This window comes from Serratia sp. CY71090 (assembly GCF_052166845.1).
Classification (GTDB): domain Bacteria; phylum Pseudomonadota; class Gammaproteobacteria; order Enterobacterales; family Enterobacteriaceae; genus Serratia; species Serratia nematodiphila.
The window spans coordinates 37,158-59,482 of sequence record NZ_JBJNOA010000009.1 but is presented as its reverse complement, the minus strand read 5'-3'; the positions used below and the strand labels follow the sequence as shown (position 1 = coordinate 59,482).

Genomic DNA, 22,325 nt, shown 5'->3' with positions numbered 1-22,325 from the left:
GCCCGGCCGCAGCCTCGTTTTAACCTTACCGCCGTCCCTGGGCTTTTACCAACATAAACCGCTCGTTAGCTCAGTTGTTGAGCAATGTTTCGCACTTATTGGCGCGCCAGGCGGCCGTGCGCGGGAGCGAATACGACGTTGCTGCGCCACGGATTGATGTCCAGCCCGCCGCGGCGGGTGTAGCGGGCGTAAACCGTCAGGCTTTGCGGCCGGCAGTAGCGCATCAGATCGTTGAAGATGCGCTCGACGCACTGCTCGTGGAATTCGTTGTGGTGGCGGAAGGAGACCAGGTAGCGCAGCAGCGCTTCGCGATCGAGCTTGCCGCCGCGGTAGCTTATCTGCACCGAGCCCCAGTCCGGTTGATGGGTGATCAGGCAGTTGGACTTCAGCAGGTGGCTGACCAATTGTTCTTCCACCACCTCTTCACCGGCGGCGTTCAGCAGGTAGTCGGCGTTGAACTCATAATTGTCGATGCGGATATCCTGCTGGTCGATGCAGTCGCCGGCCAGACGGGCGATCGGCGTGCCTTCCAGCTGCTCGACGCTGAACAGGGTGACGCTTACCTCGCCCTGGGCACAGGCAGACAGATCGCGCTGCAGGGTGCTGCGCACCGTTTCCCAATCGGCGAACGGGGTTTGGTTGAAGCTGTTGAGATACAGTTTGAAGCTTTTCGATTCGATCAGGTTCAGGCTGTCGGCGTTGAGGCTGATCTCGCCGACCGCCACCTGCGGCAGCCCGTTGGCTTTCAGCCAGGAGAGTTCGTACAGCGTCCAGATGTCCGCGCCGTGGAAGGGCAGGTTGTCGGGATACAGCCCCAGCGGCTCGCGGTTCATGCTGCGCGGCACCGCCTGCAGCAACGTGGCGTCGTAGCGATCGCGGTAGGCGGTGGGTTTGCCCAGCGTCAGCCCTGACAGGGCCTGGTGGTCTTGATAGGAGGACATCTGCTGTCACCTCGCTCAGAGATAGGTACAATGGCCGTCAGTTTAACGTATGCGAGAAAGAATATGGACCATGATGTATCGCACGCTCTGCGTGAATTCACTCAACGCTATGTCGAGTTGTGGCAGCAAGCGCGCGGCCACGCGCCGGCCAGCCAGGCATTGTACGGCGTGCCGTCGCCCTGCATCGTGGAGAATCGCGAGGACGAGGTGCTGTGGTTGCCGCAGCCTTTCGAGCCGGCGGCGACGCTGGAGAAGGTAGAAGCCGCGCTGGAGCTGCGTTTGCAGCCGGATGCGCACCGTTTTTACACGCAGCAATATGCGGGCGACATGAGCGCGCAATTTGGGGAGCATCGCCTGAGCCTGCTGCAGGTCTGGAGCGAGGAGGATTTCATCCGCCTGCAGGAGAACCTGATCGGCCATCTGGTGACGCAAAAGCGCCTCAAATTGTCACCGACCCTCTTCCTGGCGACCACCGAATCCGAGATGACGATGGTGTCGCTGTGCAACGTCAGCGGCAACGTGGTGCTGGAGCAATTCGGCAGCGATAAGCGCACCTTGTTGGCGGCGACGCTGGGGAATTTCCTCGATGCGCTGCGCCCAGTGCTGGACTGAAGCGCGGCGGATTCGCCGTCGGTCGTGTAAGAGATCTCTCACACGGGCTGTGAGAGATCGCTCTTAATTTTTTTCACCTCTCTTTGGACCATGAGATTATTGTTATCCAGATCAATTGGTTAGAATTTCTTTAGGATAACTCTTAGTCTTAATTTAGTGTGAGACACCTCTCAAACCCTTGTGATTCCGGGAAATTTGAGCGATCTTATCATTACCGGCACGGACCCGGCGGAGCAGGAAAGCATCAGGATGATGCAGCTTCAGGAAGAAGAAAGGGATGCGCTCAGGCAAGAGCGAGGGATGGCGTCAGGAGATGCCCAGGATGTTTCAGGATAGAAACCAGGGACACCTCCAGGACGGAGATTGAGAGCCGGCACCGGATTGTCGGCGGGTCAGGAAGGCTGAGGAACCGCGTCAGGACGATGCTGCAGGATGATGCAAGGACCACTTGGTCAGGATGGCCGCAGGAAAAGTTTTCAAGGATTGAGCAGGGAGCACGCTGTGTAGCGGGATGGCTATAAAACGAACCGGGGGCACTGTTAACGCAGTGCCCCCAACTTTTTGTTCTATCCCGCCGCGCGTGCGCCCCGTCTCAATCCTTCTTCCGCGTTAACCAATCGCGCCCAGCGTATCGCCTGCGCCCTGTTTTTTCGGCAGCAGGAACAGCGTGGCGTAGATATCCAGCAGGTAAATCGCCGCCAGCAGGCTGATAGCGGCGGTGAACGACACCTGCGTCACCAGCGCGCCGATCACCAATGGCCCCAGGCCGCCGACACCGCGCCCGAGATTGAACAGGATGTTTTGCGCGGTGGCGCGCGCCTGTACCGGGTAAGTATCGGAAATCAACGCGCCGTAGCCGCCTATCATGCCGTTAACGAACATGCCCATCACGGCGCCGGCGAACAACATCAGCATCGGGTCGCTCAACTGGGCGTAGCCGATCACCATCACCACCGCGCCGACCTGATACAGCACGAAAATCTTCCAGCGGGCGAAGCGGTCGGCCAGCACGCCAAACAGCCAGATGCCGAACGTCATGCCCACGACCGTCACCGCCGTCCACAGGCCGGACTTGGTGAGCGAGAAACCAAAGTTTTTCGCCAGGTAAGTCGGCATCCAGATCATCAGCCCGTAGTAACCGAAGTTCTGCACCGAACAGAGAATGAAGATGCCGATGCTGGCCTTGCCGGTGGCGCGATCCTTAAACAGCAGGCGCAAACGCTGCAGGAAGGAAAGCGGCTGCCCGGCGTCTTTCTGCCGCACGAATTCCTCCGGTTCGCCCAGCGTGCGGCGGATCAGGAATGACGCCAGCGCCGGCAGCAGGCCGACCAGGAACATGCCGCGCCAGCCGATGTGTTCCAGCAGCAGCGGCGTCAGGAAAGCGGCCGCCAGCACCCCCAACTGCCAGCCCATGCCGACGTAAGCCGAAGCGCGATTGCGTTTCTCCGCCGGCCAGGCCTCGGCGATCAGCGCCATGCCGATGCCGAACTCGCCACCCAGCCCGATGCCCGCCAGGGTGCGATAGGCCAGCAGATCCCAATAGCCTTGCGCCACGGCGCACAGGCCGGTGAACAGGGAAAACATCAGGATGGTGATCGTCAGCACCCGGATGCGGCCGAAGCGATCGCTGAGGTGGCCAAAGATCACGCCGCCCAGCACCGCGCCGATCAGCGTCCAGGTGACCAGCGAACCGGCGGCCGATGAGGATAATCCCAATTCGATGCTGATGGCCGGCAGCATAAAGCCGAGGATCAGCAGGTCAAACCCGTCCATGGCATAACCGGTGACCGAGGCCAACATGGCCTTACCGGGCGTCGCGTGGTTTTTTTTCTCTGTTATTACGGACATGAATCTTTATCTGTGTGGTGAATTCGGTGGGCCTATTGTGCCGCGCGACGGCGAACGTCACCAGATAAAAACGGCGAGCTGTCTCAGGCGCGCCGAATTTGGGCTATAAAAATGCTATGCTTTGCCGCCTTTCAGCCAGAGCGCTGAATACCATGATGAAAAGAGATCGGGAATGCAGATGAGTATACATAACCAGGTGCGCCGCAGTTTGCAGGCGATTGAACAATCCATGCGCGATCTGGCGCTGTGGCAGGCCGCGCCCCCTGAGCATGAGGCTTTCTCCAGCACCGAGCCGTTCTGCATCGACAGCATGTCGGCCGAAGCCTGGCTGCAGTGGGTGTTCTTGCCGCGCATGTATGCGTTGTTGGACGCCGAGGCGCCGTTGCCGACGCGCTTCGCCATCACGCCTTATTTCGAAGAGGCGTTGAAAGATCGTGAACCGAGCAGTCTGCCGCTGCTGGTGCTGCTGCAACAGCTGGATTTGATGTTGAATAAAGAGCCGTAATGCGCCGGCGGCGCGCAGATTTTTGCCGCCCGGCAGTGTAGAGTACTCGCGCGGATGCCGGGCAGGAGAGCCGACGGCGTCTTTCGGCTCGGTTTAACCGCGGCGGTTGACCGGGAGCTGCATTAGGATGATGAGGTGCTGCAATAATGGATTTATTAAGGTTTATCCTGCGTTTGCCTTTTACCCTGGTTAAGGGCGTTTGTCGCCTGCTGGGCGGGGCGTTGTCGCTGTTGGGGCGGTTGCTGAGACCGCTGGTCGGCAACCTCAGCTGGCGTGCGCCGGCCTGGTGGGCTGCGCTGCCGCGCGGTTTTTTGCGGCTGGAAAGCGGCGTGGATAAACACCCGAAAGCGGTCGGTCTGAGCCTGCTGCTGCTGGCAGGCGTTGCGGGCGGCGCATTTTACGGTTGGCACTGGTGGCAAAACCGGCCCCAACCGATTGAACCTGCGCCGATGGTGGTTCAGGAGATCAACGCCGAGTTGTCCAACCCCGAGCCGATAGACTACGCCGCCGCCCGGCAGGCGCCGCAAACGGTGAGCCTGACCTTCAGCGGCTCGGCTGCGCCGATAACCGCGGCGGGCAAAACCGTGAGCGCCGGCATCACTCTGAAACCGTCGGCGGAAGGGCAGTGGGCATGGAGCAATGAGTCGACACTGGTGTTCACGGCGAAAAAGCCGCTGCCGATGGGCGCGAAATATGAGGTGACCCTTGAACCCGCCACGTTGCTGGCGCCGCAGGTCAAGCTAGTCAAAACCCGTTATGCCTTCACCGTGCCCGCGTTCGATTACCGCCTGGGGCAGGCCGAGTATTACCGCGATCCGCAAAATGCGCAAAAACGCAGCGCGATCTTCAATTTGCAGTTCAACGCGCCGGTTGACGTCGGCAGCTTTGAAAAACAGATTTCGCTGAGATTGAAAGAAGGCAGCGCCACCTCCGAGAAAAAGCTGAATTTCTCTCTGGTCTATGACGAGAAAAAACTGAACGCCTGGGTGCATTCCGAGCCGCTGCAGGCGCTGGATCAGGGCGGGGCAGTGCATCTGACCGTCGGCAAGGGCGTTAAATCGACGGCGGCCGGCAATGCGGTCGAAGAGGCGAAAAGCAACTGGGTCAAAGTACCGACGCTGTACAGCCTGGCGCTGAGCGACGCCAGCGCCCAGGTGGTGGATACCGACGGCGGCCAAGGGCAGCGTGCCCTGGTGGTCGGTTTCAGCGATGCGGTGAAGGATAAAGAGCTGGCGCGGGCCGCGAAAGCCTGGCTGCTGCCGCAGCACGATCCGAGCGATGCCGAGGCCGCCGACGATGCCGACGATTTCTATCAATGGACGGTCGACAGCGTCGGTAAAAACGTGCTGGCGCAGGCGACGCCGCTGCCGTTGACGCTTAACGAGGCGGAAGAGGCTTACCAACCGCAGTTCAGCTTCCGTTTCGACGCCCCGGCGCACCGCTTTGTGCTGCTCGAGATCGATAACCAGCTGGTTTCCGCCGGCGGTTACAAAATGCCGAAGAAGGTTTACCGCGTGGTCGAAGTGCCGGAGTTCCCGAAATCGCTGCAGTTCATGTCGCAGGGCTCCCTGCTGTCGGTCAACGGCGACAAGCAGATCAGCGTGGCGGCGCGCAACGTGGCGGGCCTGCGGCTGGACATCAAACGGGTGATCCCGAGCCAGCTGCAGCACATCGTCTCCTTCAAAAGCCGGGAATACTCCTCCACGGAATTCAACCGGCTCAACGACGAATATTTCACCGAGCATTTCAAATACCAGACGGCGCTCAACAACGAGCGGCCGGGGGAAGTGAACTATCAGGGCATCGATCTTTCCCGCTATCTCTCCACCAACGCCAGTTCCCATCGCGGGGTGTTCCTGCTGACGCTGTCTGAATGGCAGCCGAACCGAAAACCGGCGGCGGAAGAGGCGGGCGCCGAGCAGGATCAGGAACAGGATGAGAGCGAAGGGGAAGAACAGCCCGACGTCGGCGATTCGCGCTTTGTGGTGGTGACCGATCTGGGCATCGTCGCCAAGAGCTCGCAGGACAAGACGCGCGACGTCTTTGTGCAGTCGATCCAAAGCGGCGCGCCGGTCAGCGGCGCCACCGTGTCGGTGGTGGCCAAAAACGGCGTGACGCTGCTCAGCCAAACCACCGGCGCCGATGGGCACGTGCGTTTCCCGGCGCTGGATGTGTACACCAACGAGCGCCAGCCGGTGATGTTCCTGGTGGAGAAAGAAGGGGATGTCTCCTTCCTGCCGACCGGCAGCTATAACGATCGCGGGCTGGATTTCTCGCGCTTCGACGTTGCCGGTGAACAAACGCCGACCGATCCGCGCACGCTCAGCAGCTACCTGTTCTCCGATCGCGGCGTTTATCGGCCGGGGGATACCTTTAACATCGGCCTGATCACCCGCGCCGCCGACTGGGGCGTTGGCCTGGCCGGCGTGCCGGTGCGCGCCGAAATCCGCGATCCGCGCGATAAGCTGATGTCCACCGTGCCGCTGACGCTGGGCGCCAGCGGTTTCAACGAGCTGAGCTATACCACCGATGAAAATTCGCCTACCGGCGAGTGGAACGTCTATCTGTATCTGATCGGCAAAAATAACGATACCTCCACGCTGCTCGGCCATACCGCAGTCAATGTGAAGGAGTTCGAACCGGATCAGCTGAAAGTGAAGCTGGCGTTGACGCCTGACCGCCAGCAAGGCTGGGTAAAACCGTCCGAGCTGAAGGCCAGCATCGATGTGCAGAACCTGTTCGGCACCCCGGCGCAGGATCGCCGTGTGACCACCAGGCTGACGCTGCGGCCAATGTATCCGAGCTTCGATCGCTTCCCGGATTATGCGTTCTACGAAAACCGGCAAAACAGCGACGGGTTCGAGACCGAGCTGGAAGATCGCACCACCGATGAGCACGGCGCGGCCGATATTCCGCTCGATCTGAAATCCTACGCCGACGCCACTTATCAGCTGCAGCTGTTGTCGGAGGCGTTCGTTGCCGGCGGCGGGCGCTCGGTGGCGGCGACCGCCCGTACGCTGGTTTCGCCTTACGATTACCTGATTGGGGTGAAGGCCGACGGCGATCTGGGCTACATCAACCGCGACGCGGAGCGGCATCTGAACGTGATCGCCATCGATCCGACCCTGAAACAGATCGCCATGCCGAACCTGAAGCAGGTGTTGATCGAGCAGAAATACATTTCGGTGCTGACCAAACAGGATTCGGGCGTTTACAAATACCAGTCGAAGATGAAGGAAGTGCAGCTGTCGGAACAGCCGCTGGCGCTGAGCGAGCAGGGCGCGGATCTGAGGCTGGCGACCGATAAGCCTGGCGACTTCGTGCTGGTGATTGAAGATGCGCAGGGCAAGACGCTCAATCGCGTCGCCTACAGCGTGGCCGGCAACGCCAACCTGAGCCGTTCGCTGGATCGCAATGCCGAACTGAAGCTGAAACTCAACCAGGCGGAATACCTGCCCGGCGAAGAGATCGAGGTGGCGATCAACGCGCCTTATACCGGTAGCGGCTTGATCACCATTGAAAAGGACAAGGTTTACGCCTGGCAGTGGTTCCACACCGATACCACCAGCTCGGTGCAGACGATCCGCGTGCCAGCCGGCATGGAGGGCAACGGCTACATCAACGTGCAGTTCGTGCGCGACATCAACTCCAGCGAGATCTTCATGAGCCCGCTGAGCTACGGCGTGATGCCGTTCAAGATCAGCACCCAGGCGCGCCAAAACAGCCTCGAGGTGACGGCGCCGGAGGTCATCAAGCCGGGTGAAAACCTGACGATGACGGTCAAGACTGATGCGCCGCAGCAGGTGGCGCTGTTCGCCGTCGATGAGGGCATTCTGCAGGTGGCGCGTTACCGCCTGAAGGATCCGCTGGAGTTCTTCTTCAGCAAGCGCGAACTGAACGTGAGCAGCTCGCAGATCCTCGATCTGATCCTGCCGGAATTCAGCAAGCTGATGGCGCTGACCGCGGCGCCGGGCGGCGATGCGGGCGAAGGGCTGGATCTCAACCTCAACCCGTTCAAACGCAAGCGCGACAAGCCGGTGGCCTATTGGTCCGGCATTACCGAAGTCAGCGGCGAGAAGCAGTTCGTCTACCCGGTGCCGGATTACTTCAACGGCAAGATCCGCGTCATGGCGATTTCGGTGACGCCGGAAAAAATCGGCAAGGCGCAAACCGCCGCCACGGTGCGCGACAGCTTTATCATGACGCCGAACGTGCCGGCGATGGTGGCGCCGGGCGATGAGTTCGACGTCAGCGTGGGCGTCAGCAACAACCTCGAAGGGCTGAACGGCCAGTCGGTGGCCATCAACGTCCTGCTGACGCCGCCGCCGCAGTTGGAGGTGGTGGGCAACGCGACGCAAAGCCTGACGCTGGCGGAAAAACGCGAAGGCGTTATCACCTTCCGCCTGCGCGCCAAAGCCGCGCTGGGCGATGCGCCGCTGGTGTTCGACGCCCGTTACGGCGACCAGGCCAGCCGCCGCACCGTCAGCACCTCGGTGCGGCCGGCGGCGCCGTACCGCACCCAGTCGGTGATGGGGCGCATGAGCGGCGGCAGCCAAAACGTCGACGGTCTGCGCCAGATGTTCGACGCTTTCGCGCAACGCCGGGCGGCGGTGTCGAATTCGCCGTTGGTGCTGACCAGCGGGCTGGCGCAATACCTGGCGGATTACCCGTATTACTGTTCCGAGCAGATCGTCAGCCGCTCCATTCCGCTGATGCTGCAGAGCCGTCATCCGGAGATGAAAAGCAGCCTGAGCCAGGCGGAAGTCAGCAAGCAGCTGCGCAATCTGCTGGGCGTGCTGCGCGCCCGTCAGAACGACAGCGGGGCGATCGGCGCCTGGCGTTCGTCGCCGGATGCCGATCCTTTCGTCACGCCTTATGTGGTGCAGTATCTGCTCGAAGCCAAAGCGGCGGGCTACGCCCTGCCGGAAGGCATGCTGGACGAGGCCAACGGCGCATTGCGCGAGCTGGCGGCCAGCGGATTCGACGATCTGTATCTGCTGCGCCTGCGCAGCTGGGCGGCTTACCTGCTGACGCTGCAGGGCGAAGTGACCACCAACTCGCTGGCGGCGGTGCAGGATACGCTGCAAAAACGCTATGGCGAGGGGTGGAAAACCGATCTGAGCGCGCTGTATCTGGCCTCTTCCTATCGCCTGTTGAAGATGGACGACGAAGCCGCCGCGCTGCTGCAACCGAGCTGGCAGCAACTGAGCAAGGCGTATGACAGCGCCTGGTGGACGCAGAACTATTTCGATCCGCTGGTGCAGGATGCGACGCGGCTGTATTTGATTACCCGTCACTTCCCGGAGAAGGTGGCGTCGATCCCGCCGCAGGTGCTGGAGAATATGGTCAAGGCATTGAAAGAAGAGCGTTACACCACCTACTCTTCCGCGATGAGCATCCTGGCGCTGGAAAGCTATTCGGCCCAGGTGGCGGCGCAATCCGCCAATGCGGACGCGTTAGGCATCGTGCAGGTGGGCAAAAGCGACGGCGACCCGCAGCGCATCAGCGAGCTGCAAGGGTTGTTCGTGCAGGGGCAGTTTAACGCCGATGCCACCGCGGTGCGCTTCACCAACGGCGGCAGCGCGCCGGCCTGGTATGTGGTGACGCAGGCCGGTTACGATCTGAATGCGCCGCAAAAAGCGCTGTCGCGCGGAATTGAGATCGTCCGCGATTACACCGACGAACAGGGCAAGCCGGTGACGCAGGTGACGCTGGGGCAGAAGATCAACGTCCATCTGAAGGTGCGCGCCAACTCGAAAGAGGGGCAGAGCAATCTGGCGATCGTCGATCTGCTGCCGGGCGGGTTCGAAGTGGTGCAGCAGACGCCGCCGGAGCCGGCCGACGCCGGCGAGGAGAGCGACGAGCGCGGCGGCTGGCAGTCGCCGCTGGCCGCCTCCGGCTCAACCTGGGCGCCGGACTACAGCGATATCCGCGAAGATCGGGTGATTATCTACGGCAGCGCCGGCACCGAAGTGCAGGAGTTCGTTTATCAAATCAAAGCCACCAATACCGGCAGCTTTATTGTTCCACCGGCCTATGGCGAAGCCATGTATGACCGTGAAGTGCAGGCCATGTCGGTCGGCGGCGGCAAGCTGGCGGTGGTGCCGGCGGGCAACGACTAGACCATATCCGGCGCCAGGCCAGCGTCTGGCGCCGGAATGCTGAGAACGTATGAAGATCCTGACCGGGCGCGTGCTGCAAAACGGCTTGATGGCGGTGTTTTTACTGGCGTTGCTGTTGACCGCAATTCGGCTGTGGCCGCATCCGCCCCTGTGGCAGGGGCTGCCGCAGTCTTCCGTTTATTACGACAGGCACGGCGCGCTGCTGCGCATTACGCTGGCCAACGACGATCGCTACCGGCTGTGGACCCCGCTGGAGCAAGTGTCGCCGCTGGCGGTGCACGGATTGCTGCTGCACGAAGATCGCTGGTTCTACTATAACCCCGGCTTTAACCCCGTCAGCCTGATGCGCGGTTTTTGGCGCAGCTATGTCGCCGGCGGCAAAATGCAGGGCGGTTCGACCATCAGCATGCAGCTGGCGCGGATGCGCTGGCATCTCAATACCCGTACGCCGGGCGGCAAGGTGTTACAGGTGCTGCGCGCGGTGCAGCTGGAACTGAGCTACTCCAAGCGCGATATCCTGGAAGCCTATCTGAATTACGCGCCCTACGGCCGCAACATTGAAAGCATCGGCGCCGCCAGCCTGATCTATTTCGCCAAGTCGCCGAAGGATTTGACCCTGCCGGAGGCGCTGACGCTGGCGGTGTTGCCGCAGTCGCCCAGCTACCGTCTGGAGCCGAAAACCGGCGTGCTCGGCGCCGCATTGACGCAGGCGCGCAACCGTCTGTTCCTGCGCTGGCAACAGGTTTACCCCACCGACGCCAGTCAGCAAACGCTGTTCCGCCTGCCGTTGGCGCTGCGGCAGCCTGAACAAGTGCATTATATCGCACCGCACTTTATCGAACAGCTGCGCCTGCAGACGCAGCAACTGGTACAGCGCGATACCCGCGTCGACACCACGCTGGACGCCGGGCTGCAGCGGCTGGTCGAACGACAGGTCAACGCCTTTATCGCCCGCAACCGCAGCCGCGGCATCCAAAACGCCGCGGTGCTGCTGGTGGACAGCCGCGATATGGGGGTGCGCGCGCTGGTGGGATCGGCGGACTATTACAGCCGTCCGATTCAGGGGCAGGTGAACGGCACCAACGCCAAGCGTTCGCCGGGATCGACGCTGAAGCCGTTCATCTACGCGCTGGGCATGGAGCAGGGCGTGCTGCATCCGATGACCATTCTTAAAGACGTGCCTTCGTCGTTCGGCGCCTATGCGCCGGAAAACTTCGATCGGCGCTTTCTCGGCCCGGTGACCGCCACCGACGCGTTAAATTTCAGCCGCAATATTCCGGCGGTCTATGTCGCCTCGCAGCTGCGTCAGCCAACCTTTTATCAGTTCTTGCGCCTGACCGGCGTCGCCAATATGGCCAACGAGAGCCACTACGGACTGTCGCTGGTGTTGGGCGGCGGCGAGGTAACGGCGCAGGAATTGGCGAAGCTGTATGCGCTGCTGGCGAACCGCGGCGAGCTGCGGCCGCTTCGCATGCAGCTGAACCAGGCCGAATCGACGCCGGTACGGCTGCTGAGCGAGGAGGCCAGTTTCATCACGCTGGATATGCTGCGCCAGCACCGGCGGCCGGGCGATACGCTGGCGCAGCGTTCTTCGTCGCTGCCGGTGTACTGGAAGACCGGCACCTCATGGGGCTTTCGCGACGCCTGGAGCGTCGGGATTTTCGGCCCTTATGTGCTGGTGGTGTGGGAAGGCAACTTCGACGGGCGCGGCAACAATGCGTTGGTCGGCGCCGAGGCGGCCGCGCCGCTGTTCTTCAACATCATCGACAGCGTCAACGCCAGTTACCCCGGCCTGCGGGAACCGAAGCATCCGTTCCCCAAACGGCTGCGGCGGGTGGACATTTGTCTCGCCAGCGGCGATCTGCCGACGCCGTGGTGCCAGCAAAAGGGCAAGACCTGGTTCATTCCCGGCAAGTCGCCGATCAAGGTCGACAGCGTTTACCGGCCGGTGGTGCTGGATATTCACAGCGGTGAGGTCGTTTGCCCGCCGTATGATGCGGCGCAGACCCGCACCGAAATCTTTGAGTTCTGGCCTTCCGATCTGGCCAATGTGTTCGCTCAGGCCGGGTTGCCGAAGCGGGCGCCGCCGATCAATCGCTGCAAGGACAACGGCATCGCCGTCGGCGGCAGCGCGCCGCGCATCACTTCACCGCTGAAAAACACCACCTATACCCTGCGCCAGTCGCAGCAGGGACGGGACAAAATCGCCTTCAATGCGGTGACGGACGCCGACAGCAAGACGGTGTACTGGTTCGTCGACGATATCTATCTCGGCAGCAGCGCCAGCAAAAAGCCGATCGACTGGCGGCCTATCGACAACGGGCGCTACCGCATTCGGGCTGTGGACGAGCGCGGCCGCGCCGATACGCGGCTGGTGACCATCGAATGGGTGAACTAGCGTTGCGTCTCATGCCTGTTATACTCGCGCCCGAAACGGCTATTGACCTGGGAACGTGATGTGATTGAGATTTTGTATCAGGATGAACACCTGGTGGCGGTGAACAAGCCGTCGGGTTGGTTGGTGCACCGCAGTTGGCTGGATCGTCATGAAACCCGCTTTATGATGCAGACGGTGCGCGATCAGCTCGGGCAGCACGTTTTTACCGTGCACCGTCTCGATCGTCCGACCTCCGGCGTGCTGCTGATGGCGCTGTCCAGCGAGGTGGCGCGCCTGCTGTCGCAGCAGTTCGAACAACATCAGGTGCAGAAAACCTACCATGCGGTGGTGCGGGGTTACGTGCAGGAGGGGGCGACCCTCGATTATCCGCTGACGGCGGAGCTGGACAAAATCGCCGATAAACATGCCGATGCCGATAAGGGGCCGCAGCCGGCGGTAACGCATTACCGGCCGTTGGCGCAGGTGGAGATGCCGGTGGCCGTCGGCCGCTACGACAGCGCACGGTACAGCCTGGTGGAACTGCAGCCGGAAACCGGCCGCAAACATCAGCTGCGGCGCCATATGGCGCACCTGCGCCATCCGATCATCGGCGACAGTAAGCACGGCGATCTGCGGCAGAACCGCGGGATGGCGCAGCATTTCGGCTGCCCGCGCCTGATGCTGCACGCCAGCCATCTGCAGCTGACGCACCCGGTGACCGGCGAGCCGCTGCAGGTGACGGCGCGCTGGGACGAAGCCTGGCAAGGGGTGATGGCGCAGTTCGGCTGGGCGGGGGTATTCCCTGAACTTGCCGGGGTTGAGTTTAGCGCGGCTAACGGTCAGGATAGCTGACAATTTTTAAAGGTAATGAAGGGAGTAGGAGCCATGGCTCAGGTTGGTATCTTCGTGGGAACGGTCTACGGCAATTCGCTGCTGGTGGCGGAAGAGGCGCAAAATATCCTCAGCGAGCAGGGCCATGAGGTCAAACTGTTCGAAGAGGGCACGCTGGAGGCCTGGCAGTATTATCGTCAGCACTACGCGCTGGTGATCACCTCCACCACCGGGCAGGGCGATCTGCCGGACAGCATCGCGCCGCTGTTCCACGCTATCCGCGATCAGGTTGGCTATCAGCCGGAGCTGCGCTATGGGCTGATCGCCCTCGGCGACAGCAGCTATGACAACTTCTGCGGCGCCGGGCGCGCGTTCGACGCGCTGCTGCAGGAGCAGGGCGCCACCCGCGTTGGCGAAGTGCTGGAGATCGATGCGATGGAACAGCCGGAACCGGAAGTGGCCGCCTGCCCGTGGGTCGAGCAGTGGGGCACGCTGCTGCAATCGTAAAGTAAAAAGGCGCCGCAAAAGGGCGCCTTGGCGATGATGCGGGTCAACCGATCCGCATTATTTGCCGCGGGTGAGTTTTTCCAGATCGGCTTCGATCTCGGCAATCTTGTGCGACACTACGCCTTCGAGATGGCGCAGGTCGTCGAGGATTTTACGCTTCAGATCCACTTCCACCTGATCGCGCTGGCACAGCTGATCCAGCTCGTCGATCACGTAACGCAGGTTCGGGTTGATCTCGTGAATTTCCTTGTAGCCCTGGCCGGCGTTGTCCGCCACCACGGTTTTACGCTGGCGCGGATACTTGAACTTCACGCTCTTGGCGAAGAACTCGCCCTTGTCCTTGCGGAAATAGATCTTGAGGATGTCGTTGTTCGCCTCTTGACGCAGGCTATAGCGATCGACGTCTTCCGGTTGATTGATGCCCAAACTCTTCAAGTTATCGTACATACTGCGCCCTCTTTAGATGTGATCGTTATATTCCACGACTGCGATTATGGCGGAAAGCGAGATCTGCGACTGTGACTGCCAGCGAAACGCAGACAAAAAAATAGCGGGTGAATCACCCGCTATTTCAATTTAGTCGATAGTGCGCAATAACTCATTAATGCCGACTTTACCGCGCGTTTTGGCGTCGACCTTCTTGACGATCACCGCGCAGTACAGGCTGTAAGAACCGTCTTTCGACGGCAGGTTGCCGGAAACCACCACTGAACCCGCCGGCACGCGGCCGTAATGGATTTCGCCGGTCTCGCGGTCATAGATGCGGGTGCTCTGGCCGAGGTAGACGCCCATTGAAATCACCGAACCTTCTTCCACGATCACGCCTTCCACCACTTCGGAGCGCGCGCCGATAAAGCAGTTGTCTTCGATGATGGTCGGGTTGGCCTGCAGCGGCTCCAGCACGCCGCCGATGCCGACGCCGCCGGACAGGTGAACGTTTTTGCCGATCTGCGCGCAAGAACCGACGGTGGCCCAGGTGTCGACCATGGTGCCTTCGTCGACGTAGGCGCCGATGTTAACGTAAGACGGCATCAGCACGGTGTTGCGCGCGATGAACGCGCCCTGGCGCACGGTGGCCGGCGGCACGACGCGGAAGCCTTCTTTCTGGAAGCGCGCTTCGTCGTAGTCGGCGAATTTCATCGGCACTTTGTCGTAGTAGCGGGTTTCCGCGCCGTCCATCACCTTGTTGTCGTTGATGCGGAAAGAGAGCAGCACGGCTTTCTTCAGCCACTGATGGGTGACCCATTGACCGTCGATCTTCTCGGCGACGCGCAGGGCGCCGCTGTCCAGCAGGCCGATCACCTGGTTTACCGCTTCGCGCGTTACGGTGTCTACGTTCGCCGGAGTGATGTCCGCACGGCGTTCGAAGGCGCTTTCAATAACGTTCTGTAATTGCTGCATGCTGTTCTCTTTCCTGATGTTGTCGGTAAAAAGTTACTTGTATCACATTTTATCGTTTGGGGTGAGGGCCTCTGTCAACCGTTGCTCCAACTTTCTGCGCGTTTCTTGGTCGAGCGCGCGCCGCTCGCCGTCGGCCAGGATAAACAAATCCTCGACCCGCTCGCCGATGGTGGAAATGCGCGCGCCGTGCAGCGACAGCCCCAGATCGGCGAACACTTCGCCCACCCGCGCCAGCAGGCCGGGTTGATCGAGCGCGGTCAGCTCCAGGTAGCTGCGGCGATCGGTGTGGGTCGGCAGGAAGGTGACCTCGGTCGGCACGCTGAAGTGGCGCAGCTTGGATGACGGCCGGCGCACGCGCGGCGGCTGGTACTCCCGCTGGGTGATGGCCTGCAACAGCGCCTGGCGGATCGCCGCGTGGCGATCCTGCGCCAGCGGGCTGCCGTCCGGCTCCAGCACGATAAAGGTGTCCATCGCCATACCGTCGCGGTTGGTGAAGATCTGCGCGTCGTGCACGCTCAGGTTGCGGCGATCCATCTCTCCGGCGACGGCGGCGAACAGGTAAGGGCGATCCGGGCTCCAGATGAAGATCTCGGTGCCGCCGCGCGTCGCCTGGCGGCTGACCAGCACCAGCGGCTGGGTGGAGTCGTGGGCCAGCAGGTGGCGGGCATGCCAGGCCAGCTGATTCGGCGAGTGGCGCAGGAAGTAATCGGCGCGGCAGCGGCTCCAGATGCGGTGCAGCGCCTCTTCGTCAATGTTGTCCATGCGCAGCAGCGCCAGCGCCTGCAGGCGATGGTGGCGCACGCGTTCGCGCAGATCCGGGCTGTTTTGCATGCCGCGGCGCAGCTGTTTTTCGGTGGCGAAATACAGCTCGCGCAACAGGCTCTGCTTCCAGCTGTTCCACAGAGTTTCGTTGGTGGCGCAGATATCCGCCACCGTCAGGCACACCAGATAGCGCAGGCGGGTTTCGCTCTGCACTTCGCTGCTGAACTGCTGGATCACCGTCGGATCCTGAATATCGCGGCGCTGCGCGGTGACCGACATCAGCAGGTGGCAGCGCACCAGCCAGGCCACCAGCTGGGTTTCTCGCGAGTTGAGGCCGTGCAGTTCGGCGAACTCCACCACGTCTTCCGCGCCGAGGATCGAGTGATCGCCGCCGCGCCCTTTGGCGATATCGTGGAACAAGGCCGCCAGCAGCAGCAGTTCCGGGTGCGGCAGGCGCGGGTACAGTTCCACGCACAGCGGATGGCGCGGCCGGGTTTGCGGATCGGCGAAGCTCTCCAGCTTCTGCAGCACGCGGATGGTGTGTTCGTCGACGGTATAGGCATGGAACAGGTCGAACTGCATCTGCCCGACGATCTTGCCCCACTGCGGCATATAGGCCCACAGCACGCTGTGACGGTGCATCGGCACCAGCGCGCGCGACACCGCGCCGGGGTGGCGCAGGATGGCCATAAACAGATCGCGCGCTTCCGGGATGGTGCACAGCGGCTGTTTCAGGTGGCGGCGCGCGTGGCGCAGCTGGCGCACGGTGGTGGAGTAAATGCCTTTGATCTCGCGGTTGCGCACCATCAGGTAGAACATGCGCATGATGGCTTGCGGCTCGCGGATGAACAGCGTTTCATCGCGCAGATCGATCAGATCGCCGCGCAGCTGGAAATCGTCGTTCAGCGGGCGCGGCTTTTCGGTGGCGTCCAGCGCCAGGATGGCTTCGTCGAACAGCTGCAGCAGCATGTGGTTCAGCTCGCTGACGCGGCGCGTCATGCGGTAGAAGTCTTTCATCATGCGCTCGACCGGCTCGTTGCCTTCGCCTTCATAGCGCAGCAGCTGCGCCACGCTGAGCTGACGATCGAACAGCAGACGGTTGTCGTAACGCGGCAGCACCAGATGCAGCGCGAAACGGATGCGCCACAGGAAGCTCTGGCATTCGTTCAGCTCGTTGCGTTCGGCCTGGGTGAGGAAACCGAAGCCGACCATTTCGTCCAGCGAGGTGGCGCCGAAGTGGCGACGCGCCACCCACAGCAGCGTGTGGATGTCACGCAGGCCGCCGGGGCTGCTTTTGATATCCGGTTCCAGGTTATAGCTGGTGCCGTGGTAGCGCTGATGACGCTCCTGTTGCTCGCTGATCTTGGCGTGGAAGAACTGCGGCGAAGGCCAAAAGCCGTCGCTGAAGATATGCTTCTGCATTTGCAGGAACAGCGCAACGTCGCCGCAGATCATGCGCGATTCGATCAGGTTGGTGGCCACGGTCAGATCCGCCAGCCCTTCCAGCAGGCACTCTTCCAGGGTGCGCACGCTGTGGCCTACTTCCAGCTTGAGATCCCACAGCAGGGTGATGAATTCGCCGACCCGCTGCGACTGTTGCTCCGTCAGCCGGCGCTGGCTGAGCACCAGCACGTCGATATCCGACAGCGGATGCAGCTCGCCGCGGCCGTAGCCGCCGACCGCCACCAGCGCGGTTTCCGGGATATCTTCAAAGCCGTAGAACGTCCACAGCCGGCGCAGCAGGCGATCGATGAAGTCGCTGCGCGCTGCCACCAGGCTTTCGGCGCTGGATCCGGCGTCGAACGCCGCCGCCAGCCACAGCTGGAACTGCTCCAGCCGCTGTTTCAGCAGCGGGCAGGTGAGCTCGTCGTCGCCGTAGACGCTGGGAGAGGCGGGCGGCATCGGCACGGCCGGTTGAAGGAGATTGTCAGACATAGTGCGCAGCCCATAAAAAAGGCCGGCATAAGCCGGCCTGGTGACATTCTGCACGCGGCGTGCGCCGCAGTGCTTACATCTCGTGCGTAATGATGTTGGGGATGGTGTCATCCTTGCGCAACGTCATTATCTCGCAGCCGTTATCAGTGACCACAATAGTATGCTCATACTGCGCCGACAAGCTGCGATCTTTGGTTTTTACCGTCCAGCCGTCTTTCATAGTGCGGATGCGGTAGTCGCCGGCGTTGACCATCGGTTCGATGGTGAAGGCCATGCCCGCCTGCAGCACCACGCCGCCGTCGTCCGCGTCATAGTGCAATACCTGCGGCTCTTCATGGAACACTTCGCCGATGCCGTGGCCGCAGTACTCGCGCACCACGGAGAATTTCTCGGCCTCGACGAATTGCTGGATGGCCTTGCCCAGGGTGCGCAGACGGATGCCCGGTTTGACCATCTTCAGCGCCAGATACAGGCTTTCCTGAGTGACGCGGCACAGGCGCTCCCCCAGAATGGTCGGTTTGCCGACGATGAACATCTTCGAGGTGTCGCCGTGGAAACCGTCTTTAATCACGGTCACGTCGATGTTGACGATGTCGCCGTCTTTCAGCGTTTTGTCGTCGCTCGGGATGCCGTGGCACACCACTTCGTTCACCGAGATGCACACGGATTTCGGGAAGCCGTGGTAGCCGAGGCAGGCGGAGATGGCCTGCTGCTCGTTGGTGATGTACTCGTGACAGATACGGTCCAGTTCGCCGGTGGTCACGCCAGGTTTGACGTGCGGCTCGATGATCTCCAGCACTTCGGCGGCCAGGCGGCCGGCCACGCGCATTTTTTGGATGTCATCAGGTGTTTTAATTGAGATTGCCATGAAATTCGTCCGCAGGTGTCGTTATCGTCGACAATAAGAAGCAGTGACTTATGGTATCAGCCCGGCCGGGGGCTGCCAAATTTCATTTCCTGACGCCCGGCGAAACGCAACAAAAGTTGGTGTCGGCGGCGGGTTTATGGTATAAAGCGCGCCGGCGATCCGCGACTTGGTTCTTGTGGCCTGGCGGAAATCGGCCGAAAATACTTTAACTGCACTCATTTTGTGTAAATAACACACACGTATCGGCACATCCGCCGGGGTGCCCTGAGGTGACTTGTCGCCGCCAGGGTCGGCGTTATGGGATACGTGGAGGCATAACCCCAATTAATCTATAGAGGTTTAATCATGGCAACTGTTTCCATGCGCGACATGCTCAAGGCTGGTGTTCACTTTGGTCACCAGACCCGTTACTGGAACCCGAAAATGAAGCCTTTCATCTTCGGCGCTCGTAACAAGGTTCACATCATCAACCTGGAGCAGACCGTACCAATGTTCAACGCCGCTCTGGCTGAACTGACCAAGATCTCTTCCCGTAAAGGCAAGATCCTGTTCGTTGGTACCAAGCGCGCAGCAAGCGAAGCGGTAAAAGACGCTGCGAACAGCTGTGACCAGTTCTTCGTGAACCACCGCTGGTTGGGCGGTATGCTGACTAACTGGAAAACCGTTCGTCAGTCCATCAAGCGTTTGAAAGATCTGGAAATCCAGTCTCAAGACGGCACCCTGGACAAGCTGACCAAGAAAGAAGCGCTGATGCGCACTCGTGAACTGGCCAAGCTGGAAAACTCCCTGGGCGGTATCAAAGATATGGGCGGTCTGCCAGACGCACTGTTCGTTATCGATGCCGATCACGAGCACATCGCGATCAAAGAAGCCAACAACCTGGGTATCCCGGTATTCTCTATCGTTGATACCAACTCCAACCCAGACGGCGTTGACTTCATCATCCCTGGTAACGACGACGCAATCCGTGCAGTAAACCTGTACCTGACTGCTGTTGCTGCCGCTGTGCGTGAAGGTCGTTCTCAAGATCTGGCCGTTCAGGCGGAAGAAGGCTTCGTAGAAGCTGAATAATAAGGCAAGCTCGTCACTGAGCCCTTATTAACCAGGTATTGACATATGTTGGTTAGGGGGGCCTGTTAAGGCCCCCTTTGCTTATCTGAATGAGAACTGTCTCCACGCGAGATAACCGAGGAAAAAGAAATGGCTGATATTACCGCTGCCCTGGTAAAAGAACTGCGCGAGCGTACCGGCGCTGGCATGATGGATTGCAAGAAAGCGCTGGTTGAATCCAACGGCGACATCGAACTGGCAATCGAAAACATGCGTAAGTCCGGTGCGATCAAAGCCGCTAAAAAAGCAGGCAACGTGGCTGCTGACGGCGTGATCAAAACCAAGATCGAAGGCAACTACGGCATCATTCTGGAAGTTAACTGCCAGACTGACTTCGTAGCAAAAGACGCCGGTTTCCAGGCGTTCGCCGACAAAGTGCTGGATGCCGCTGTTGCTGGCAAAATCACTGACGTTGACGTGCTGAAAGCGCAGTTCGAAGAAGAGCGCGTAGCGCTGGTGGCAAAAATCGGCGAAAACATCAACATTCGTCGCGTTGCTTCCCTGGAAGGCGAAGTGCTGGGCAGCTACCTGCACGGCGCGCGTATCGGCGTTCTGGTTGCGGCTAAAGGCGCTGACGAAGAGCTGGTTAAGCAAATCGCAATGCACATTGCGGCGAGCAAGCCAGAGTTCGTGAAGCCAGAAGACGTGTCTGCTGAAGTGGTAGAGAAAGAGTACCAGGTTCAGCTGGACATCGCCATGCAGTCCGGCAAGCCGAAAGAAATCGCAGAGAAAATGGTTGAAGGCCGCATGAAGAAATTCACCGGCGAAGTTTCTCTGACCGGTCAGCCTTTCGTTATGGATCCGAGCAAATCCGTTGCTCAGGTGCTGAAAGAGCACAACGCTGACGTGACCAACTTCATTCGCTTCGAAGTGGGCGAAGGCATCGAGAAAGTCGAAACCGACTTCGCTGCTGAAGTTGCCGCGATGAGCAAACAGTCTTAATGACTGTCGATGGAACCGCCGTCTGGCGGTTCCATACTATCCAGCCAGAATTACACCGGTGGCAAGCCCTGCAGCGTGATACTCACCTCAGGCGCGTTTCATCGGCTGAAATCCCCAATACTAATACTGCTTCTTAGGACAGAACACCATGGCAACCAATGCAAAACCCGTATATCAGCGTATTCTGCTTAAACTGAGTGGCGAAGCCCTGCAAGGTGCAGAAGGTTTTGGTATCGACGCCAGCGTTTTGGATCGCATGGCTCAGGAAGTGAAAGAGCTGGTCGAACTGGGAATTCAGGTCGGTGTAGTTATTGGCGGCGGGAACCTGTTCCGCGGCGCGGGCCTGGCGCAAGCCGGCATGAACCGCGTAGTGGGCGACCACATGGGAATGCTGGCTACCGTGATGAACGGCCTGGCTATGCGTGATGCACTGCACCGTGCCTATGTGAACGCCCGCCTGATGTCGGCGATCCCGCTGAACGGCGTGTGTGACAATTACAGCTGGGCAGAGGCGATCAGCCTGCTGCGCAACAACCGCGTGGTGATCTTCTCCGCTGGTACCGGCAACCCGTTCTTCACCACCGATTCCGCCGCTTGCCTGCGCGGCATCGAGATCGAAGCGGACGTGGTGCTGAAAGCCACCAAAGTGGATGGCGTCTACTCTGCCGATCCGGTGAAAAACCCGGATGCGACGCTGTATGAACAATTAACCTATCAGGACGTGCTGGAGCGCGAGCTGAAAGTGATGGATCTGGCGGCGTTTACGCTGGCTCGCGATCACGGTCTGCCGATCCGCGTGTTCAACATGAACAAGCCTGGCGCGCTGCGCCGCGTGGTGATGGGTGAGAACGAAGGTACGCTGATCAGCAAATAAGGCTGTTCACACCCCTTTTTCGGAGCGCGTGACGCCAGGCGCCGCGCGCTCTCCGAGTACGATTACGGGCTATACTTGAGTATCGCCTGCCAAGTAACCAGCTTCCAAGGGTTTGCAACGTGACTAATGAAATCAGAAAAGATGCTGATTCACGCATGGAAAAAAGCGTAGAAGCATTCAAAAACCAAATCAGCAAGATCCGCACCGGCCGCGCTTCGCCAAGCATTCTGGACGGCATCATGGTGGAATACTACGGTGCCGCTACGCCGCTGCGTCAACTGGCCAACGTGACCGTGGAAGACTCCCGCACGCTGAAAATCAACGTGTTCGACCGCAGCCTGAGCCAGGCCGTTGAGAAAGCGATCATGAGCTCCGATCTGGGCCTTAACCCGTCTTCCGCCGGTTCTGACATTCGCGTTCCGCTGCCTCCGCTGACCGAAGAACGCCGTAAGGATCTGATCAAGATCGTACGCGGCGAAGCCGAGCAGGGCCGCGTAGCGGTGCGTAACGTGCGTCGCGACGCCAACGATAAGGTCAAGGCGCTGCTGAAAGACAAAGAGATCAGCGAAGACGAAGAACGTCGTTCACAAGACGAGATTCAGAAAATGACCGACGCTTACATCAAGCTGGTCGACGCCGCGTTGGCGGAGAAAGAAAAAGAGCTGATGGATTTCTAATCAGCATCGCGCA

General features: G+C 60.5%; 16 protein-coding genes. 10 read left to right on the top strand and 6 right to left on the bottom strand.

Going from position 1 to position 22,325, the window contains the following annotated elements; translation table 11 throughout:
* Window positions 1-95: 95 nt before the first annotated feature.
* Window positions 96-941, bottom strand: coding sequence for an NADPH-dependent 7-cyano-7-deazaguanine reductase QueF (queF, locus tag ACJ8OK_RS17040; protein ID WP_442530738.1), 846 nt, complete (start codon window positions 939-941; stop codon window positions 96-98).
* 63 nt (window positions 942-1,004) lie between these two features.
* On the opposite strand from queF, the gene syd reads away from it, so the two are divergent.
* On the top strand, window positions 1,005-1,553 hold the full coding sequence (gene syd, locus ACJ8OK_RS17035) for a SecY-interacting protein (protein ID WP_004931906.1): 549 nt from the start codon (window positions 1,005-1,007) through the stop codon (window positions 1,551-1,553).
* A gap of 609 nt (window positions 1,554-2,162) precedes the next feature.
* On the opposite strand, the gene ACJ8OK_RS17030 is transcribed toward syd, so the two are convergent.
* Entirely contained in the window at window positions 2,163-3,401 is a 1,239-nt protein-coding gene (locus ACJ8OK_RS17030) for an MFS transporter (protein WP_015378900.1), read from the bottom strand.
* Between the two features lie 178 nt (window positions 3,402-3,579).
* On the opposite strand from ACJ8OK_RS17030, the gene ACJ8OK_RS17025 reads away from it, so the two are divergent.
* The 5 genes from ACJ8OK_RS17025 (at window position 3,580) to ACJ8OK_RS17005 (ending at window position 13,743) form a co-directional block, all read left to right on the top strand.
* The gene (locus tag ACJ8OK_RS17025; RefSeq protein ID WP_028127529.1) at window positions 3,580-3,906 is read left to right on the top strand and encodes a YqcC family protein; all 327 of its coding nucleotides are present in this window, start codon (window positions 3,580-3,582) and stop codon (window positions 3,904-3,906) included.
* Between the two features lie 146 nt (window positions 3,907-4,052).
* On the top strand, window positions 4,053-10,028 hold the full coding sequence (locus ACJ8OK_RS17020; RefSeq protein ID WP_442530736.1) for an alpha-2-macroglobulin family protein: 5,976 nt from the start codon (window positions 4,053-4,055) through the stop codon (window positions 10,026-10,028).
* 49 nt (window positions 10,029-10,077) lie between these two features.
* Window positions 10,078-12,426, top strand: a complete 2,349-nt coding sequence (pbpC, locus tag ACJ8OK_RS17015) for a penicillin-binding protein 1C (RefSeq protein ID WP_261441164.1) — start codon at window positions 10,078-10,080, stop codon at window positions 12,424-12,426.
* A gap of 60 nt (window positions 12,427-12,486) precedes the next feature.
* Window positions 12,487-13,257, top strand: coding sequence for a tRNA pseudouridine(65) synthase TruC (gene truC / locus ACJ8OK_RS17010; protein WP_033633590.1), 771 nt, complete (start codon window positions 12,487-12,489; stop codon window positions 13,255-13,257).
* A 33-nt stretch (window positions 13,258-13,290) separates the two neighbouring features.
* The gene (locus tag ACJ8OK_RS17005) at window positions 13,291-13,743 is read left to right on the top strand and encodes a flavodoxin (RefSeq protein WP_016929894.1); all 453 of its coding nucleotides are present in this window, start codon (window positions 13,291-13,293) and stop codon (window positions 13,741-13,743) included.
* Between the two features lie 57 nt (window positions 13,744-13,800).
* On the opposite strand, the gene ACJ8OK_RS17000 is transcribed toward ACJ8OK_RS17005, so the two are convergent.
* From ACJ8OK_RS17000 to map, 4 genes are all read right to left on the bottom strand, one after another.
* The gene (locus ACJ8OK_RS17000; RefSeq protein WP_004931929.1) at window positions 13,801-14,190 is read right to left on the bottom strand and encodes a DUF3461 family protein; all 390 of its coding nucleotides are present in this window, start codon (window positions 14,188-14,190) and stop codon (window positions 13,801-13,803) included.
* 129 nt (window positions 14,191-14,319) lie between these two features.
* Entirely contained in the window at window positions 14,320-15,144 is an 825-nt protein-coding gene (gene dapD, locus ACJ8OK_RS16995) for a 2,3,4,5-tetrahydropyridine-2,6-dicarboxylate N-succinyltransferase (RefSeq protein ID WP_004931932.1), read from the bottom strand.
* Between the two features lie 42 nt (window positions 15,145-15,186).
* Complete coding sequence (glnD, locus tag ACJ8OK_RS16990; RefSeq protein WP_082997453.1) at window positions 15,187-17,841, bottom strand: bifunctional uridylyltransferase/uridylyl-removing protein GlnD; 2,655 nt, start codon at window positions 17,839-17,841, stop codon at window positions 15,187-15,189.
* Window positions 17,842-17,914: 73 nt separating this feature from the next.
* Window positions 17,915-18,709, bottom strand: coding sequence for a type I methionyl aminopeptidase (gene map / locus ACJ8OK_RS16985; protein ID WP_004931936.1), 795 nt, complete (start codon window positions 18,707-18,709; stop codon window positions 17,915-17,917).
* Between the two features lie 345 nt (window positions 18,710-19,054).
* On the opposite strand from map, the gene rpsB reads away from it, so the two are divergent.
* The 4 genes from rpsB (at window position 19,055) to frr (ending at window position 22,312) form a co-directional block, all read left to right on the top strand.
* Window positions 19,055-19,780: a 30S ribosomal protein S2 gene (rpsB, locus tag ACJ8OK_RS16980; RefSeq protein WP_004931937.1), complete on the top strand. Its 726-nt coding sequence runs from the start codon at window positions 19,055-19,057 to the stop codon at window positions 19,778-19,780.
* Between the two features lie 129 nt (window positions 19,781-19,909).
* Entirely contained in the window at window positions 19,910-20,761 is an 852-nt protein-coding gene (tsf, locus tag ACJ8OK_RS16975; RefSeq protein WP_033632247.1) for a translation elongation factor Ts, read from the top strand.
* 148 nt (window positions 20,762-20,909) lie between these two features.
* The gene (pyrH, locus tag ACJ8OK_RS16970; protein WP_004931940.1) at window positions 20,910-21,635 is read left to right on the top strand and encodes a UMP kinase; all 726 of its coding nucleotides are present in this window, start codon (window positions 20,910-20,912) and stop codon (window positions 21,633-21,635) included.
* Between the two features lie 119 nt (window positions 21,636-21,754).
* Window positions 21,755-22,312: a ribosome recycling factor gene (gene frr / locus ACJ8OK_RS16965; protein ID WP_004931943.1), complete on the top strand. Its 558-nt coding sequence runs from the start codon at window positions 21,755-21,757 to the stop codon at window positions 22,310-22,312.
* The last annotated feature ends 13 nt before the right edge of the window (window positions 22,313-22,325 follow it).

What these genes read in the sequence shown, in the direction of transcription:
- tsf (WP_033632247.1), top strand. Translation starts at nt 19,910, where the DNA reads ATGGCTGATATTACCGCTGCCCTGGTAAAAGAACTGCGCGAGCGTACC.
- dapD (WP_004931932.1), bottom strand. Translation starts at nt 15,144, where the DNA reads ATGCAGCAATTACAGAACGTTATTGAAAGCGCCTTCGAACGCCGTGCG.
- map (WP_004931936.1), bottom strand. Translation starts at nt 18,709, where the DNA reads ATGGCAATCTCAATTAAAACACCTGATGACATCCAAAAAATGCGCGTG.
- rpsB (WP_004931937.1), top strand. Translation starts at nt 19,055, where the DNA reads ATGGCAACTGTTTCCATGCGCGACATGCTCAAGGCTGGTGTTCACTTT.
- ACJ8OK_RS17020 (WP_442530736.1), top strand. Translation starts at nt 4,053, where the DNA reads ATGGATTTATTAAGGTTTATCCTGCGTTTGCCTTTTACCCTGGTTAAG.
- ACJ8OK_RS17030 (WP_015378900.1), bottom strand. Translation starts at nt 3,401, where the DNA reads ATGTCCGTAATAACAGAGAAAAAAAACCACGCGACGCCCGGTAAGGCC.
- queF (WP_442530738.1), bottom strand. Translation starts at nt 941, where the DNA reads ATGTCCTCCTATCAAGACCACCAGGCCCTGTCAGGGCTGACGCTGGGC.
- pbpC (WP_261441164.1), top strand. Translation starts at nt 10,078, where the DNA reads ATGAAGATCCTGACCGGGCGCGTGCTGCAAAACGGCTTGATGGCGGTG.
- syd (WP_004931906.1), top strand. Translation starts at nt 1,005, where the DNA reads ATGGACCATGATGTATCGCACGCTCTGCGTGAATTCACTCAACGCTAT.
- glnD (WP_082997453.1), bottom strand. Translation starts at nt 17,841, where the DNA reads ATGTCTGACAATCTCCTTCAACCGGCCGTGCCGATGCCGCCCGCCTCT.
- ACJ8OK_RS17005 (WP_016929894.1), top strand. Translation starts at nt 13,291, where the DNA reads ATGGCTCAGGTTGGTATCTTCGTGGGAACGGTCTACGGCAATTCGCTG.
- ACJ8OK_RS17000 (WP_004931929.1), bottom strand. Translation starts at nt 14,190, where the DNA reads ATGTACGATAACTTGAAGAGTTTGGGCATCAATCAACCGGAAGACGTC.
- ACJ8OK_RS17025 (WP_028127529.1), top strand. Translation starts at nt 3,580, where the DNA reads ATGAGTATACATAACCAGGTGCGCCGCAGTTTGCAGGCGATTGAACAA.
- pyrH (WP_004931940.1), top strand. Translation starts at nt 20,910, where the DNA reads ATGGCAACCAATGCAAAACCCGTATATCAGCGTATTCTGCTTAAACTG.